At 61.2% G+C, this 15,110-nt stretch carries 12 protein-coding genes; 10 read left to right on the top strand and 2 right to left on the bottom strand.

The features are described 5' to 3' along the window. Nucleotides 1-3: 3 nt before the first annotated feature. The 9 genes from folK (at nucleotide 4) to PSH78_RS04470 (ending at nucleotide 11,818) form a co-directional block, all read left to right on the top strand. Nucleotides 4-489, top strand: coding sequence for a 2-amino-4-hydroxy-6-hydroxymethyldihydropteridine diphosphokinase (folK, locus tag PSH78_RS04510; RefSeq protein ID WP_305498774.1), 486 nt, complete (start codon nucleotides 4-6; stop codon nucleotides 487-489). A gap of 326 nt (nucleotides 490-815) precedes the next feature. Then, nucleotides 816-1,616, top strand: a complete 801-nt coding sequence (gene panB / locus PSH78_RS04505) for a 3-methyl-2-oxobutanoate hydroxymethyltransferase (RefSeq protein ID WP_305498773.1) — start codon at nucleotides 816-818, stop codon at nucleotides 1,614-1,616. Beyond that, the gene (gene panC / locus PSH78_RS04500; protein ID WP_305498771.1) at nucleotides 1,613-2,473 is read left to right on the top strand and encodes a pantoate--beta-alanine ligase; all 861 of its coding nucleotides are present in this window, start codon (nucleotides 1,613-1,615) and stop codon (nucleotides 2,471-2,473) included. The genes panB and panC overlap by 4 nt, the downstream gene beginning before the upstream one ends. Nucleotides 2,474-2,686: 213 nt before the next feature. Further along, nucleotides 2,687-3,067, top strand: coding sequence for an aspartate 1-decarboxylase (gene panD, locus PSH78_RS04495; protein ID WP_003228271.1), 381 nt, complete (start codon nucleotides 2,687-2,689; stop codon nucleotides 3,065-3,067). Nucleotides 3,068-3,408: 341 nt separating this feature from the next. Further along, nucleotides 3,409-5,073: a glucose-6-phosphate isomerase gene (pgi, locus tag PSH78_RS04490; RefSeq protein WP_305498770.1), complete on the top strand. Its 1,665-nt coding sequence runs from the start codon at nucleotides 3,409-3,411 to the stop codon at nucleotides 5,071-5,073. Nucleotides 5,074-5,264: 191 nt separating this feature from the next. Continuing rightward, on the top strand, nucleotides 5,265-7,202 hold the full coding sequence (gene acs, locus PSH78_RS04485; RefSeq protein ID WP_305498769.1) for an acetate--CoA ligase: 1,938 nt from the start codon (nucleotides 5,265-5,267) through the stop codon (nucleotides 7,200-7,202). A gap of 251 nt (nucleotides 7,203-7,453) precedes the next feature. Then, complete coding sequence (locus PSH78_RS04480) at nucleotides 7,454-8,470, top strand: class I SAM-dependent rRNA methyltransferase (protein WP_305498767.1); 1,017 nt, start codon at nucleotides 7,454-7,456, stop codon at nucleotides 8,468-8,470. Nucleotides 8,471-8,585: 115 nt separating this feature from the next. Next, nucleotides 8,586-11,519: a DUF748 domain-containing protein gene (locus PSH78_RS04475; protein WP_305498765.1), complete on the top strand. Its 2,934-nt coding sequence runs from the start codon at nucleotides 8,586-8,588 to the stop codon at nucleotides 11,517-11,519. 2 nt (nucleotides 11,520-11,521) lie between these two features. Then, nucleotides 11,522-11,818, top strand: a complete 297-nt coding sequence (locus tag PSH78_RS04470; RefSeq protein WP_370871108.1) for a DUF2845 domain-containing protein — start codon at nucleotides 11,522-11,524, stop codon at nucleotides 11,816-11,818. Between the two features lie 317 nt (nucleotides 11,819-12,135). On the opposite strand, the gene PSH78_RS04465 is transcribed toward PSH78_RS04470, so the two are convergent. Next, a complete protein-coding gene (locus PSH78_RS04465) occupies nucleotides 12,136-12,489 on the bottom strand; it encodes a BON domain-containing protein (protein WP_305498762.1) in 354 nt (117 codons plus the stop codon). A 285-nt stretch (nucleotides 12,490-12,774) separates the two neighbouring features. Beyond that, complete coding sequence (locus tag PSH78_RS04460) at nucleotides 12,775-13,185, bottom strand: pilin (RefSeq protein WP_305498760.1); 411 nt, start codon at nucleotides 13,183-13,185, stop codon at nucleotides 12,775-12,777. A 223-nt stretch (nucleotides 13,186-13,408) separates the two neighbouring features. On the opposite strand from PSH78_RS04460, the gene pilB reads away from it, so the two are divergent. Next, nucleotides 13,409-15,109 (top strand): type IV-A pilus assembly ATPase PilB, encoded by a 1,701-nt coding sequence (pilB, locus tag PSH78_RS04455; protein ID WP_305498758.1) that lies wholly within the window; start codon nucleotides 13,409-13,411, stop codon nucleotides 15,107-15,109. The last annotated feature ends 1 nt before the right edge of the window (nucleotide 15,110 follow it).

Genomic DNA, 15,110 nt, shown 5'->3' with positions numbered 1-15,110 from the left:
TCGGTGGAACGCATCTACATCGGCATGGGCAGCAACCTGGCCGAACCCGCCGAACAATTGCGCAGCGCCAGCGAGGCGCTGGCGCGATTGCCCGAGACGCGACTGGCCGGCGTTTCGGCGTTTTATCAAAGCGACTCGCTGCTCCCCGGCCAGCCGCGCTATACCAATGCCGTTGCGGCGCTGGACAGCGACCTCGCGCCGCTGGACTTGCTCGATGCACTACAGGCCATCGAAACCGGCCAGGGTCGCGAGCGCCTCGAGCGCTGGGGCCCGCGCACCCTGGACCTGGATATTCTGCTGTTCGGTGATCGCCTGATCGACGAGCCGCGCCTCAGAGTCCCTCATTACCATATGCACGCCCGGGCCTTTGTCCTGTATCCGTTGGCCGAGCTCGCGCCCGCCGACCTGCGCCTGGCCGATGGGCGCTTGCTCAAGGACCTCCTCGCGGCGTGCCCCTTTGTCGGCCTGGAACGCTTGCCTGCTAACTGACACCAATCTCCTGTGGGAGCGAGCCTGCTCGCGAAGGCGATGGATCAGTTATCCACATATCCACTGACACACCGCTTCGCGAGCAGGCTCGCTCCCACAAAAATCCGGGACCAGGCAGTCAGGTTTTAAACACGCCTCTGCGCTGAAACGCATCAGTAACCTCGGTAACACCCACCGGTAACACATCCAATTGACTTCCCGGTTGCTCCTCACGACTATAGGCGTCCCGTCGCCGCCAACGCGGCGCTAATGGGCGTAATCCAGGCCTTACAAGCACCACGCATAGAAGGTGCGCCTGTATTCGAGCGCCTAATGAGGACTTTTTCATGCCAGCTATTACCCTGACCACGCTGCAAGGTCTCAAGCAGAAAGGTGAAAAAATCACCATGCTGACCTGCTATGACGCAACCTTCGCCCATGCCTGCAACGAGGCCGGTGTCGAAGTGCTGCTGGTGGGCGATTCCCTCGGCATGGTGCTGCAAGGTCACGACAGCACGCTGCCGGTGACCACCGCCGAGATGGCCTACCATGTAGCCGCCGTCAAACGCGGTAACACCGACGCGCTGATCCTCGCCGACCTGCCGTTCATGGCCTACGCCACCCTGGAACAAACCATGACCAACAGCGCCATGCTGATGCAGGCCGGTGCCCACATGATCAAGGTCGAAGGCGCGTTGTGGCTGGCCGACTCGATCCGCCTGCTGGCCGAGCGCGGTATCCCGGTGTGCGCACACCTGGGCCTGACGCCCCAGGCGGTTAATATCCTCGGTGGCTACAAGGTCCAGGGCCGCAACGAAAACCAGGCGCGGCAGATGCGTGCCGATGCGATTGCGCTGGAACAGGCCGGTGCCGCCATGTTGCTGCTCGAATGCGTACCCAGCGAGCTGGCGCAGGAAATCACTCAAGCGGTAAAAATCCCGGTGATCGGCATCGGTGCCGGTAACGCTACCGACGGCCAGGTACTGGTGCTCCACGACATGCTTGGGCTGTCGATTACCGGCCGCGTACCCAAGTTCGTGAAAAACTTCATGGCCGGGCAAACCACTATCCAGGCAGCCTTGTCCGCCTATGTCGCTGAAGTGAAGGCGACGACCTTCCCTGGCGCCGAGCACGGATTTTCCGCATGAACACCGTCAAGACCGTACGCGAACTCCGCGCCGCCGTGGCCCGTGCCCGCGGCGAAGGCAAACGTATCGCCTTTGTCCCGACCATGGGCAACCTGCACAGCGGGCACATGGCGCTGGTGACCAAGGCGGCGCAGCGGGCCGATTTTGTCGTGGCGAGTATTTTCGTCAATCCTCTGCAATTCGGCGCTGGCGAAGACCTCGACAAATATCCGCGCACCCTCGCGGCCGACCAGGAGAAACTGCTCCAGGCCGGCTGCCATCTGCTGTTCGCGCCCAGCGTGGAGGAGATGTATCCCGATGGCATGGCCGGGCAGACCCGCGTCAGCGTCCCGCAGTTGTCCGAAGGCTTGTGTGGCGCCAGCCGTCCGGGGCATTTCGAAGGCGTGGCTACCGTGGTCAGCAAGCTTTTCAACATGGTCCAGCCGGATCTGGCGGTGTTCGGCCAGAAGGATTTCCAACAACTGGCGGTGATCCGCGCGCTGGTGCATGACCTGAATATGCCGATCCAGATCATCGGCGAGCCGACCGTGCGCGCCGAGGATGGCTTGGCGCTGTCTTCGCGTAATGGTTTTCTCAGCCCCGAGCAGCGCGCCGTGGCGCCCGTGGTCTACCGTGCCCTGAGCCAGATCGGCGAAGCCATCAAGCAAGGGCAACGGGATTTCCCGGCGCTGATCGGCGAGCAGCTCAAACAGCTCGAATCCGCCGGCCTGCGTCCCGATTACCTGGAAATCCGTGACGCCAGGACCTTGCGCCCGGCTGTGAGCGAGGATCGCGACCTGGTGATTCTGGTTGCCGCCTTCCTGGGCACCACGCGCCTGATCGACAACCTGCACCTGGAACTCGACACGCCCGCCTGAACACCTCAGCGCCCCTGTGGGAGCGAGCCTGCTCGCGAAAACGGCGGGTCAGTTGGCGCAGGCGTCGACTGATACACCGCCTTCGCGAGCAGGCTCGCTCCCACAGGAGTATGGGGTGCCTGACAGACTGTATTTGCAGTTCTCCGCGTATTGCCGCCCCCCAACCCTTCGGGCAAACTGCCCGCCGTTTGGACCCGACCAGAGGAAACACTCATGCACGCCATCATGCTCAAGGCCAAGCTGCACCGCGCCGAAGTCACTCACGCCGTGCTCGACTACGAAGGCTCCTGTGCCATTGACGGTGAGTGGCTGGACCTGTCGGGCATCCGCGAATACGAACAGATCCAGATCTACAACGTCGACAACGGCGAGCGCTTCACCACCTACGCCATCCGTGGCGAAGAAGGCTCGCGGATGATCTCGGTCAACGGCGCTGCGGCGCACAAGGCCAAGGTCGGAGACCGCGTCATCATCTGCGCTTATGCCCATTACAGCGAAGCCGAACTGCTCAACTTCAAGCCGCGCATGCTCTACATGGCGCCGGGCAACGAACTGAGCCACACCAGCAACGCCATTCCGGTCCAGGTGGCCTGACCGAATCCCACGACTCCCACGCTCCTCTTCTGTGGGAGCGAGCCTGCTCGCGAAGGCGGTGTGTCAGTCACTCCCAACGTATCGGCCAGAGCGCTTTCGCGAGCAGGCTCGCTCCCACAGGGGAATCTGCGTTCCGCCTGTCGACCCCTGTCACCCGCTGTTGTATAAAAAAGTACCGGGAAACTGTCAGACAAAGTCAAGACAGATCGCAACGCGAGGTTTACTGTAGTCGCCCTGCGTCTGGCGATCGTGTCGACGCAGTTGTCCGGACGCCCTTCTCGGGCTGCGCCGGAATTTTCAGTGTTAAAAAGGCCGTTCAAAGTAAAAGGAAACCCGCAGCGATGGCGTATTACCGAACTCCTCATGACGTGACCGCTCTGCCCGCCTGGCAAGCGCTGAATGACCACCGCAAAGCCATGCAGGATTTCAGCATGCGCGAAGCGTTCAATGCCGATCCGCAGCGTTTCAATCAATTCACCCTGTCGAGCTGCGGCCTGTTTCTCGACTATTCGAAGAACCTGATCAACGCACAGACCCGCGACCTGTTGGTCAACCTGGCCAACGAAGTCGACCTCAAGGGCGCGATCGAGGCGCTGTTCGAAGGCGAAATCGTCAACGCCTCGGAGAACCGCCCGGCCCTGCACACAGCGCTGCGTCGCCCGGTCGGCGACAAATTGCTGGTCAACGGCGTCAACGTGATGCCCGATGTGCACAAAGTGCTGAACCAGATCACCGATCTGGTCGGTCGCATCCACGATGGCCTGTGGCGCGGCTACACCGAAAAACCGATCACCGACGTGGTGAACATCGGCATCGGTGGTTCATTCCTCGGCCCGCAGCTGGTGTCCGAAGCGCTGTTGTCCTACACGCATAAAGGCGTGCGCTGTCACTACCTGGCGAACATCGACGGCAGTGAGTTCCACGAGCTGGCCCAGAAGCTGCGCGCCGAGACCACGTTGTTCATTGTCTCGTCGAAATCCTTCAATACCCTCGAAACCCTGAAGAATGCCGAGGCCGCGCGTGCCTGGTACCTGGCCCAGGGTGGCTCGGAAGCGGAGCTCTATCGCCACTTCATCGCGGTATCGAGCAACAACGCCGCAGCGGTGGCCTTCGGCATCCGTGAAGAAAACATCTTCCCGATGTGGGACTGGGTCGGCGGCCGTTACTCGCTGTGGTCGGCCATCGGCCTGCCGATCGCCCTGGCCATCGGCATGTCGAACTTCAAGGAGCTGCTGTCCGGCGCCTATTCCATGGACCAGCATTTCCAGAGCGCGCCGTTCGACCAGAACATGCCGGTGCTGCTGGCGCTGCTTGGCGTGTGGTACGGCAATTTCTGGGGTGCGCAAAGCCACGCGATCCTGCCGTACGACCACTACCTGCGCAACATCACCAAGCACCTCCAGCAACTGGACATGGAATCCAACGGCAAGAGCGTCCGCCAGGATGGCACGCCGGTATCCACCGATACGGGGCCAGTGATCTGGGGTGGCGTCGGCGCCAACGGTCAGCACGCCTACCATCAATTGCTGCACCAGGGCACCCAACTGATCCCGGCCGATTTCATCGTGCCGATCGTCAGCTTCAACCCGGTTGCCGACCATCACCAGTGGCTGTACGCCAACTGCCTGTCCCAGAGCCAGGCGCTGATGCTCGGCAAGACTCGCAGCGAGGCCGAGGCCGAGTTGCGCGATAAAGGCGCCAGCGAAGAAGAAGTGCAGAAGCTCGCCCCCCACAAGGTGATCCCGGGCAACCGCCCGAGCAACACCCTGGTGGTCGAACGCATCAGCCCGCGCCGCCTCGGTGCACTGGTTGCGCTGTATGAGCACAAGGTATTCGTGCAAAGCGTGGTCTGGGGCATCAACGCCTTCGACCAATGGGGCGTGGAGCTGGGCAAGGAACTGGGCAAAGGCGTCTACAACCGCCTGGTGGGCAGCGAAGAAAGCCCGGCCGAAGATGCTTCGACCCAAGGCCTGATCAGCTACTTCCGCGGACGTCATCGCGGCTGATCCGAAGTTTGCGCTAACCCTGTGGGAGCGAGCCTGCTCGCGAAGGCGGTGTTTCAGTCGACCTCCGTGTTAACTGGTCCATCGCCTTCGCGAGCAGGCTCGCTCCCACAGTTGTTTTGCACATGACTTGAACCCTCCAGTTACTCGGCGCATCTTTATGTCTTGTCGCAAAACAAGAATAAGGAACCGTCATGTTCGATATCAGCCAGTACCCCCACGCCGATGCCGTCCGCCGGGCTGCGCAATTGAGTCAGGACGAGTACAAGCGGCTCTATAAAGAATCCATCGAGCACCCCAGCGCCTTCTGGGCCGAGCAGGCCACGCGTTTTCTTGACTGGATGACGCCCTGGCAGACCGTCCAGCGCTACGATTTGAAAAGCGGCGAAGCGAGCTGGTTCGCCGGTGGCAAGCTGAACGTCAGCGCCAACTGCATCGACCGTCACCTGGACACGCGCGGCGATCAGATCGCGATCATCTGGGAAGGCGACAACCCCGCCGAATCGGCACAGATCACCTACAAGAAACTTCACCACCATGTGTGCCGCCTGGCCAACGTGCTGAAAAGCCGTGGCGTGAAAAAAGGCGATCGGGTCTGCATCTACATGCCAATGATCCCGGAAGCGGCCTACGCCATGCTCGCCTGCACCCGCATCGGCGCGGTGCATTCGGTGGTATTCGGCGGGTTCTCCCCGGACTCGCTGCGCGACCGGATTCTCGATGCCGATTGCCGCACCGTCATTACCGCCGACGAAGGCGTGCGCGGCGGACGGTTCATACCGCTCAAGCGCAACGTCGACAAGGCGCTGGAAAGCTGCCCGGACGTCAGCACCGTGCTGGTGGTGGAGCGTACCCAAGGCGAGGTGGAGTGGGTCGAAGGGCGCGACGTCTGGTATCACCAGGCCATGCACGACATGAGCGACGACTGCCCACCCGAACCGATGGACGCCGAGGACCCGCTGTTCATCCTCTACACCTCCGGCAGCACCGGCAAACCCAAGGGCGTGCTGCACACCACCGGCGGCTATCTGTTGCAGGCGGCGATGACCTTCAAGTACGTGCTCGATTACCGCGACAACGAAGTGTTCTGGTGCACCGCCGATGTCGGCTGGGTCACCGGCCATAGCTATATCGTCTACGGGCCACTGGCGAACGGCGCCACCACGCTGATCTTCGAGGGCGTGCCAAGCCATCCGAGCAGTTCGCGATTCTGGCAGGTGATCGACAAACATCAGGTGAATATTTTCTACACCGCGCCGACCGCCCTGCGCGCGCTGATGCGCGAGGGTGCCGGGCCGTTGCAGGACACCTCGCGCAAGAGCCTGCGATTGCTCGGAAGTGTCGGTGAGCCGATCAACCCGGAAGCGTGGGAATGGTATTTCAACGTCGTCGGCGAACAACGCTGCCCGATTGTCGATACCTGGTGGCAGACCGAAACCGGCGGCATCATGCTCAGCCCGCTGGTGAGCGCCCCACGGCTCAAGCCGGGCTGCGCCACCCGGCCGATGTTCGGCGTGCAGCCGGTGCTGCTGGATGAAGTCGGCAAGGAGATCAGCGGCGCGGGCAGCGGCGTACTGGCGATAAAATCCAGTTGGCCGGGGCAGATTCGCAGCGTCTACGGCGACCACCAACGAATGGTCGACACCTACTTCAAGCCTTACCCCGGATACTACTTCACCGGCGACGGCGCCCGTCGCGACGAAGATGGCGACTATTGGATCACCGGGCGTATCGACGATGTGATCAATGTGTCGGGCCACCGCATCGGCACCGCCGAGGTGGAAAGTGCGCTGGTGTTGCACGACAGCATTGCCGAGGCAGCAGTCGTGGGTTATCCCCATGACTTGAAGGGCCAGGGCATCTACGCCTTTGTCACGCCGATGAACGGGGTCGAAGCCAACGACGAGTTGAAGAAGGAGTTGCTGGCCCATGTCAGCAAGGAAATCGGCAGTTTTGCCAAGCCGGAACTGATTCAGTGGGCGCCGGCCCTGCCAAAGACCCGCTCGGGGAAGATCATGCGGCGGATCCTGCGCAAGATCGCCTGCAACGAGCTCGACAGCCTGGGCGACACCTCGACCCTGGCCGATCCGAGCGTGGTGGAGGGTTTGATCGACACACGCCTGAACCGCTGAGACAGGCGCCCCAATATCCTGAAGCACCCATTTCTCGTGGCGAGGGGATTTATCCCCGTTGGGCTGCACAGCAGCCCTGCAACCTAACCATTCGGAGTGTCGATTAGACCTCGCTCTCTCTATGGGGACTGCTGCGCAGTCCAGCGGGGATAAATCCCCTCGCCACAGATGATCGGTGCCAGTCTGAACAGTGGGTCTCTAGCCTATAACTGCTAAACTCCCGCGCTTCATTTCCTTAAGGCGCGCCCGGCATGTCTTCCTTGAATCTGGCGCTGCGCGCCGCCCTCGACCAGCGTCAGGACCTGCTTGACCAACTGCATCAGCAAGGCACCGATTGCTATCGCCTGTTCCACGGCAGCCAGGAAGGCGCTCCCGGCCTGACGGTCGACCGCTACGGCCCGCAGCTGCTGGTGCAGAGTTTTCATCAGTCACTGGAGCGCGAGGCCCTGTTGCAACTGCACGGCATCGTCAATCAACACTTGGGCCTGGATACCCTGCTGGTCTACAACGACCGCGCCCGGGGCAACTCGCGCATCGACCGCCAGGACAGCGTCTACCAGGCTGACGAGGCTGCCTTGCAAGACCTGGTCGGCCATGAGTGGGGGTTGAATTACCGGGTTCGCGGACGTCACGCCGGGCAGGATCCGTTGCTGTTTCTCGATCTGCGCAACGCCCGGGGCTGGGTCAAGGACCACAGCCGGAACAAAAGCGTGCTGAACCTGTTCGCCTATACCTGCGGCGTCGGCCTGAGCGCCGCGGCGGGCGGAGCGCGCGAGGTGTGCAACCTGGACTTCGCCGAGGGCAACCTGGCGGTGGGCCGCGAGAATGGCCTGCTCAATCCCGACCTGCCGACGATGGAATTCGTCCAGTCGGATTATTTCCCGGCGATTCGCCAACTCGCCGGCCTGCCGATCAGTCAACGCCGCGGGCAGAAACTGCCCGCTTACGTGCGCCTGGAGCAACGCCAATATGACCTGGTGCTGCTCGACCCGCCGGCTTGGGCCAAGAGCGCTTTCGGCACGGTCGACCTGCTGCGCGATTACCAAAGCCTGCTCAAGCCGGCACTGCTCACCACCGCCGAAAACGGCGTGCTGATCTGCTGCAACAACCTGGCGAAGGTGTCCATGGACGACTGGCGCGAGCAGGTATTGCGCTGTGCGGAAAAAGCTGGCCGCCCGGTTCGCGAGTGGAGCGTGCTGACACCTGGCAGCGATTTTCCCTCGCAGGATCAACAGCCGCCGCTCAAGACGTTGATCCTCCAGCTCTGAGCCTCATGAATTCCCACCGATAAAACGGACAATTCTCATAAAACACAGTGGCTTCGGAACCGTAATCACATGCCATACTCCAAGGCACTCCGATTCACACCAGATGAAGCCACACATGCCCAAAGGATTGATTCGCGCTTTCGGCGCCCTGTTGACCGCACTGGCCCTCTACAGTCTGTTGGGTTTTCTGATACTGCCGGGCATTGCCCTGCGGATCGCCAATCAGCAACTGGCCGCCCATGCGACGGTGCCGGCGCAGATCCAGCGCATCGAGCTCAATCCTTTCAGCCTTGAAGTGACCTTGTGGGGGCTGGTGGTCGGCGAGCCTGGCAAGGAACAGGTCGGTTTCGAACGGCTCTATGCCAACCTGCAACTCGACAGTCTTTGGTCCGGCGCCCTGCACCTGGCCGACGTCGAGCTGGACAAGCCCAGGACCGAGATCGTGTTCGCCAAGGACGGCCAGCTGAATCTGCTGGGCCTGTTCAAGCTGCCGCCCAGCGAACCGACTCCGGCGGATCCTGACGCCAAGCCATTTCCCTTGCGAGTCGAGCGGATCAAGCTGGCCAGCGGCTACGTGCACTTCCAGGACCTGCGCCCCAGCGAACCCATCGAGTTCCTGTATGACACCCTCGACTTCGAGCTGAAGAACCTCAGCACGCTGCCCGACGACAGCGCCGACATGACCCTGGTGGCCCTCGGTCCCGAGGGCGGGCAGATCGACTGGACCGGTAACTTCAGCCTCGCGCCGATCGCCTCCGAGGGCACGCTCAAGGTGACCGGCGGCCAAATGAAAGCCTGGTGGCCCTACGTGCGAGACGCAGTGCCGCTCGTTCTGGAAAACGGCGTGCTGAACCTCAGCACCGAGTACAAGCTCAACCTCGCCAAGGGCACGGAACTGCTGCTCAACAACGCGTCGGTCAGCGTCGCGCCCTTCGCCATCAAGGCGCCCGACGGCCGTCCGCTGGCAAGGCTAGAGCGCCTGGACGTCAGCGAAACCTCGCTGGACCTGGGCAAGCAGCAGGTCATCGTGGGCAAGATCCGCAGCCACAAACTCGAGACCTGGGCCGCTCGGGAAGCCGACGGGCAGCTGGATTGGCAGAAGCTCTTCGCCAGCCAGGCAGCCAAACCCAAGGTCAAGGCCGAACCGGCCTCGGCCCCGGCAGCCGCCGATTCGCCCAAGCCTGAGCCGACAACACCGAGCAAGCCTTGGCAAGTGCTGCTGAAGGACGTGCAACTGCGCGATTACCAGGTACACCTGGCCGACCGCCAGGCGCAGCCGGCCGTGGCCCTGGACCTCGGCCCGCTGAACCTCGACCTGCAGAACTACGACACACTCAACGGCTCGCCTTTCAACCTCAAGCTGGACACCGGGCTAGGCAAACAAGGCAAGCTGCTCGCCGATGGCCAAGTCAATCTGAATCCGGTTACCGCGAAGCTCAACGTCAAGACCCAGGACATCGACCTGCGGGTCGCCCAGGCCTACATCAACCCGTTCATCCGCCTGGAGCTACGCTCCGGGATGCTCGGCAGCGATCTGGCGGTAGACCTGAAAAGTACCGAACCGCTGGCATTTGCCGTGACCGGCCGCGCCCAGGTCGATCAGTTGCATACCCTCGACACGCTCAAGACCCGTGACTTCCTCAAATGGCAGCGCCTGGAACTCCAAGGGCTCAATTACCAGCATGGCGACAGCCTGTCGATCCACAAGGTCAACCTGTTCCAGCCCTATGCACGCTTCATGATCAACGACGATCGCACCACCAACGTCGACGACCTGCTGATTCCACAACCTGCCGACGCCCCGGCCAGAAACACTGCGGCCAAACCGGCATCCAAGGAAAAACCGCTGGGCATCCATATCGGCGGAATCGCCATCAATGACGGTTCGGCCAATTTCGCCGACTTCAGCCTGACGCCGAACTTCGCCACAGCCGTCCAGCAGCTCAACGGCGAGATCGGCACCATCGACAGCCGCCAGGCCAAGCCCGCCACCGTCGATGTGAAAGGCAAGGTCGACCGCTACGCGCCCGTCACGATCAAGGGCGCGGTCAACCCCTTCGACCCGATGGCGAGCCTCGACATCGCCACCAGTTTCAAACGGGTCGAGCTGACCACCCTGACGCCGTACTCCGGCAAGTTCGCCGGCTATCGCATCCGCAAGGGCCGGCTCAATCTCGACCTGCATTACCGGATCACCAAAGGCCAGCTCCAGGCCGACAACAAAGTCGTGGTCGAACAGTTGCAGCTAGGGGAAAAGGTCGACAGCCCGGACGCCGTGAGCCTGCCGCTCAAGCTCGCCGTCGCCCTGCTGAAAGATTCCGAGGGCAGGATCTCCATCGAGCTGCCGGTTTCCGGCAACCTCAACGACCCGCAGTTCAGCGTGATGCCGATTGTCTGGCAAACCCTGCGCAACCTGGTGGTCCGCGCGGCACAAGCGCCGTTCAAGCTGATCGGCGGGCTGGTGGCCGGCGGCGGCTCGGAAGACCTGGGCAGCGTGGCGTTCGCGCCGGGCTCCAGTGACCTGAGCAAGGAAAACGAAAACGCCCTGCTCAAGTTGTCCGAAGCCCTGGGCAAACGGCCAGAGCTGAAGCTGGAGATCGAAGGCACCGCCGCCGAAAGCAGCGACGGCCCGCTGCTCGCCGCCCAGCGCCTGGAACGCGAATATCAGTACAACTACTACAAGATGCTGCAGCGCAGGGGCGACAAGGTCCCGGCCAAAGCTTCGTTGCTGGAAGTACCGGAAGACGAAAAAGCCCCGCTGCTTGAAGGCATCTATCGCACTCGCCTGAAGACTCAACCACCGGCCGAATGGACGCAACTGGATAAACAGGCCCGTATCGAAAAACTCCGTGAAGGGGTCATCAAGTTCTGGAGCGGCAGTGATCTGCTGTTGCGCGAATTGGGGCAGGAACGGGCCAGCAGCATCAAGGATTTCCTGGTGGACAAGGGCAAGCTGGCCGATGACCGCGTGTACTTCATCGACGCCAGCCTCGGTCAGGCCGAAAGCGACGGTAGCGTCATTACGCCTATGCATCTGGATGCCGAATGAAAATGAAGTGTCTGTCTGGAATCAGCCTGGTCCTGCTGCTTGCGACCGGCCAGGCATCAGCTGCCGAGACCCTGCGCTGCGGCAGCCAATTGATCAGCGTCGGTGATCGCACCAGCGAGGTGCGGCAGAAGTGTGGCGAGCCCACGGCGCGTGATGACCTCGGCTACCAACGCAGCGCCAATCGACGGAATGAGTACCCGGTAGAGGAATGGACCTACGGGCCCAACAACGGCATGTACCAATACTTGCGCTTCGTGGGGAATCGGCTGGTGGAGATCACCAGCAAGCGTGGGCGGTGATTGTGCCTTTGGGACAGGCATTTCTCATGCATAGCGCCGACGCCTTCGCGAGCAGGCTCGCTCCCACACTTGATCGCATTTTTGCCTGACGAAACTCGGTTTAGTGTGGGAGCGAGCCTGCTCGCGAAAAGCGCAACCCGATTTCCGGGCCGGACACCAGATTTCCCCCCGCAGAATAGAACAGGCCCCCGGCACGAATGCCGGGGGCCTGTAATGGCCACGTCCGTGTGGCCTTTCGCATGAACTCCAAAGCAACGGCATACGTATATCTCAGCCCGCGTGCCGTGCCTTCTCCCGTTCAGGCGAGAAGCCTTGTATTACTCGGCTTTCAGGCCGTCAGCCGATACGGCTTTGACACCTTTGATTTTCTTGGTGATCGCAACGGCGGTGTCTTTTTGTGCCTCAGTGACTTTGGTCATAGAAGACAGGGACACAACGCCCTTGTTGGTTTCAACCTTGATGTCGGAGCCTGGAATGCCTTTCTCGGTGACCAGGTCAGCTTTGACCTTGGTGGTGATCCAGGTGTCGGAAACGTCTTCCTTAGCCTCTGTCACTTCGCCAGCAGCCAGCATCATCGGTGCCTGAGTCGCTTGAGTGGTCTCGGCAAATGCGTTAGCCATGGTCAGGGTCAGTGCAGTGGCAGCAGCGGCAGTGATAGCGAACTTCTTCATACGAGTAACTCCTGTTTTTCTCAGAAACTGCCGAAAGTGCATCGCGGCAGGTTGTCAGGAGTAGTGCGAAGGCTGTGCCAGTTTTGAAACAATAAGATTTCCCTTTAAATTCAACTGCTTAAGCGAAGCGGCATTTTTCATAATCATGCAATTTGCATGACCGGGTGATTTGGTACATGCAAGTTGCGGGTTTTGACCCGGTTGCTAACTCCATGAATTCCGTAAACATTTCTCACCCAATAAAAAGCCCCGCTGTAAAAGCGGGGCCAAGTCATACGGCTTGGTCTATGCCCCGTCACAACCCGCCGGCAAGAACTCCTGAGCAGCGGTTGAAGTGCAGGTCCAGACCCCTGTAGCAGCTCGACTGAGCGTAATGGTTCGGCCGAGCACGGGGGCAGGCGCATTAAGAAGGGTGCAAGCGATCGTGCCGACCCCATCGTTGGCCGTTCCCGACGCCGTCATAGTGCAGTTGCTGGTTGGAGTTGTGCCGCCAATATTCGCCAGCGTCGGGTTCGTCCCCTGGTTCATCACATCTTCGAACGCCACCCTCAAGGCAGAAATTTCCGCCAAACCAGCGGTTGCCTTGGCCCGCGCTTGATACCTCGAATATTGCGGCAACGCAAACGTCGCCAGGATGCCGATGATCGCCACCACGATCAGCAGCTCGATCAAGGTGAAACCCTTTTGCCTGCTCATAGTCATCTCCCGTGCATGAGTCGGATCTCATGCGATGAAACGAGCATTGCACGGCACATGCCAAGCGCCGCGGCCCCACCAGCCGGAGCTTTACAGCTATAGATGGGAAGCGTCCTACCCCAACAACCGCACTATCTGACGCTTTTTGTCACCTCTGCTCGCTGGTGAGGCACCGATGCTTGACTAGGCTATAAATCATGAACAGTCCGCCACCGGTATTCCCATGAATGACATCGCCCTTAGCGGCCTGGCCAAGCAACTGGTGCTGGCCGAACTGATCACTGAACAAAGCGCGCAGCAGGCCTACCAACAGGCGCAGCGCAATCGCACGCCCCTGGTCAGCTATCTGGTACAGAGCAAGCTCGTCCAGAGCCGCCAGGTGGCGGAAATCGCCTCGGAGCATTTTGGTATCGCCCTGCTGGACCTCAACAGCCTCGACAAGGACAACCAGCCCGCTGGCCTGGTCAGCGAGAAACTGGTGCGCCAGCATCACGCCCTGCCCCTGTGGCGGCGTGGCAACAAGCTGTACGTGGGCATTTCCGATCCGACCAATCACCAGGCCATCAACGACATCCAGTTCAGCACCGGCCTGACCACCGAAGCCATCCTGGTGGAGGATGACAAGCTCAGCGATGCCATCGAGAAATTCTTCGAGTCCAGCAGCACGGGCCTGGAAGGCATGGCCGACGTCGACCTCGACGGTCTGGACATCGAGTCGATCGACGACCGCAAGCAGGACTCGATCGCGGGCCAGGACGGCGACGATGCGCCAGTGGTGCGCTTCGTCAACAAGATGTTGCTGGATGCGATCAAGGGCGGCTCTTCCGACCTGCACTTCGAACCCTATGAAAAGACCTATCGGGTACGCGTGCGCACCGACGGTATGCTGCGGGAAGTCGCAAAGCCGCCCATCCAACTGGCCAACCGCATTGCCGCGCGCCTCAAGGTGATGGCGAGCCTGGACATTTCCGAACGGCGCAAGCCCCAGGACGGTCGGCTGAAGATGCGCCTGTCGAAGACCAAGTCCATCGATTTCCGGGTCAATACCCTGCCCACGCTCTGGGGAGAAAAAGTGGTGATCCGGATCCTCGACCCCTCCAGCGCGCAAATGGGCATCGACGCCCTGGGCTACGAACCGGAACAAAAAGACCTGTACATGGCCGCCCTCAAGCAACCCCAGGGCCTGATACTGGTGACCGGGCCGACCGGCTCGGGCAAGACCGTGTCGCTGTATACCGGCTTGAACATCCTCAACACCGTGGACATCAATATTTCTACCGCCGAGGACCCGGTGGAAATCAACATGGAAGGCATCAATCAGGTCAACGTGAATCCGCGCCAGGGGCTGGATTTCGCCCATGCACTGCGCTCGTTCCTGCGCCAGGACCCGGACGTGATCATGGTCGGCGAGATCCGCGACCTGGAAACCGCCGAGATCGCCATCAAGGCAGCCCAGACCGGGCACCTGGTGCTGTCCACGCTGCACACCAACAGCGCCGCCGAAACCCTGATCAGGCTACAGAACATGGGCATCCCCGGTTTCAACATCGCCACGGCGGTGCACCTGATCATCGCCCAGCGCCTGGCGCGCAAGTTGTGCATGCATTGCCGCAGAGCCATCGAGATTCCCGAGGAAACCCTGCTCAAGGAAGGTTTCCCACGGGAACGCATCGGCTCATTCACGATCTATGAGCCGGTCGGTTGCGAACAGTGCAACAACGGCTACAAGGGTCGCGTGGGGATCTATGAAGTGGTCAAGAACACGCCGGAGCTGCAGCGGCTGATCATGGCCGAAGGCAACTCCCTGGAAATCGACCTGCAAATGCGCAAGGACGGCTTCAATGACTTGCGCACCTCGGGGCTGGTCAAAGTGATGCAAGGCGTCACCAGTCTCGAAGAAATCAACCGGGTCACCAAGGATTGAG

The sequence above is a fragment of the Pseudomonas sp. FP198 genome (assembly GCF_030687895.1).
Lineage (GTDB): Bacteria > Pseudomonadota > Gammaproteobacteria > Pseudomonadales > Pseudomonadaceae > Aquipseudomonas.
This window is presented reverse-complemented; position numbering and strand designations above follow the sequence as displayed.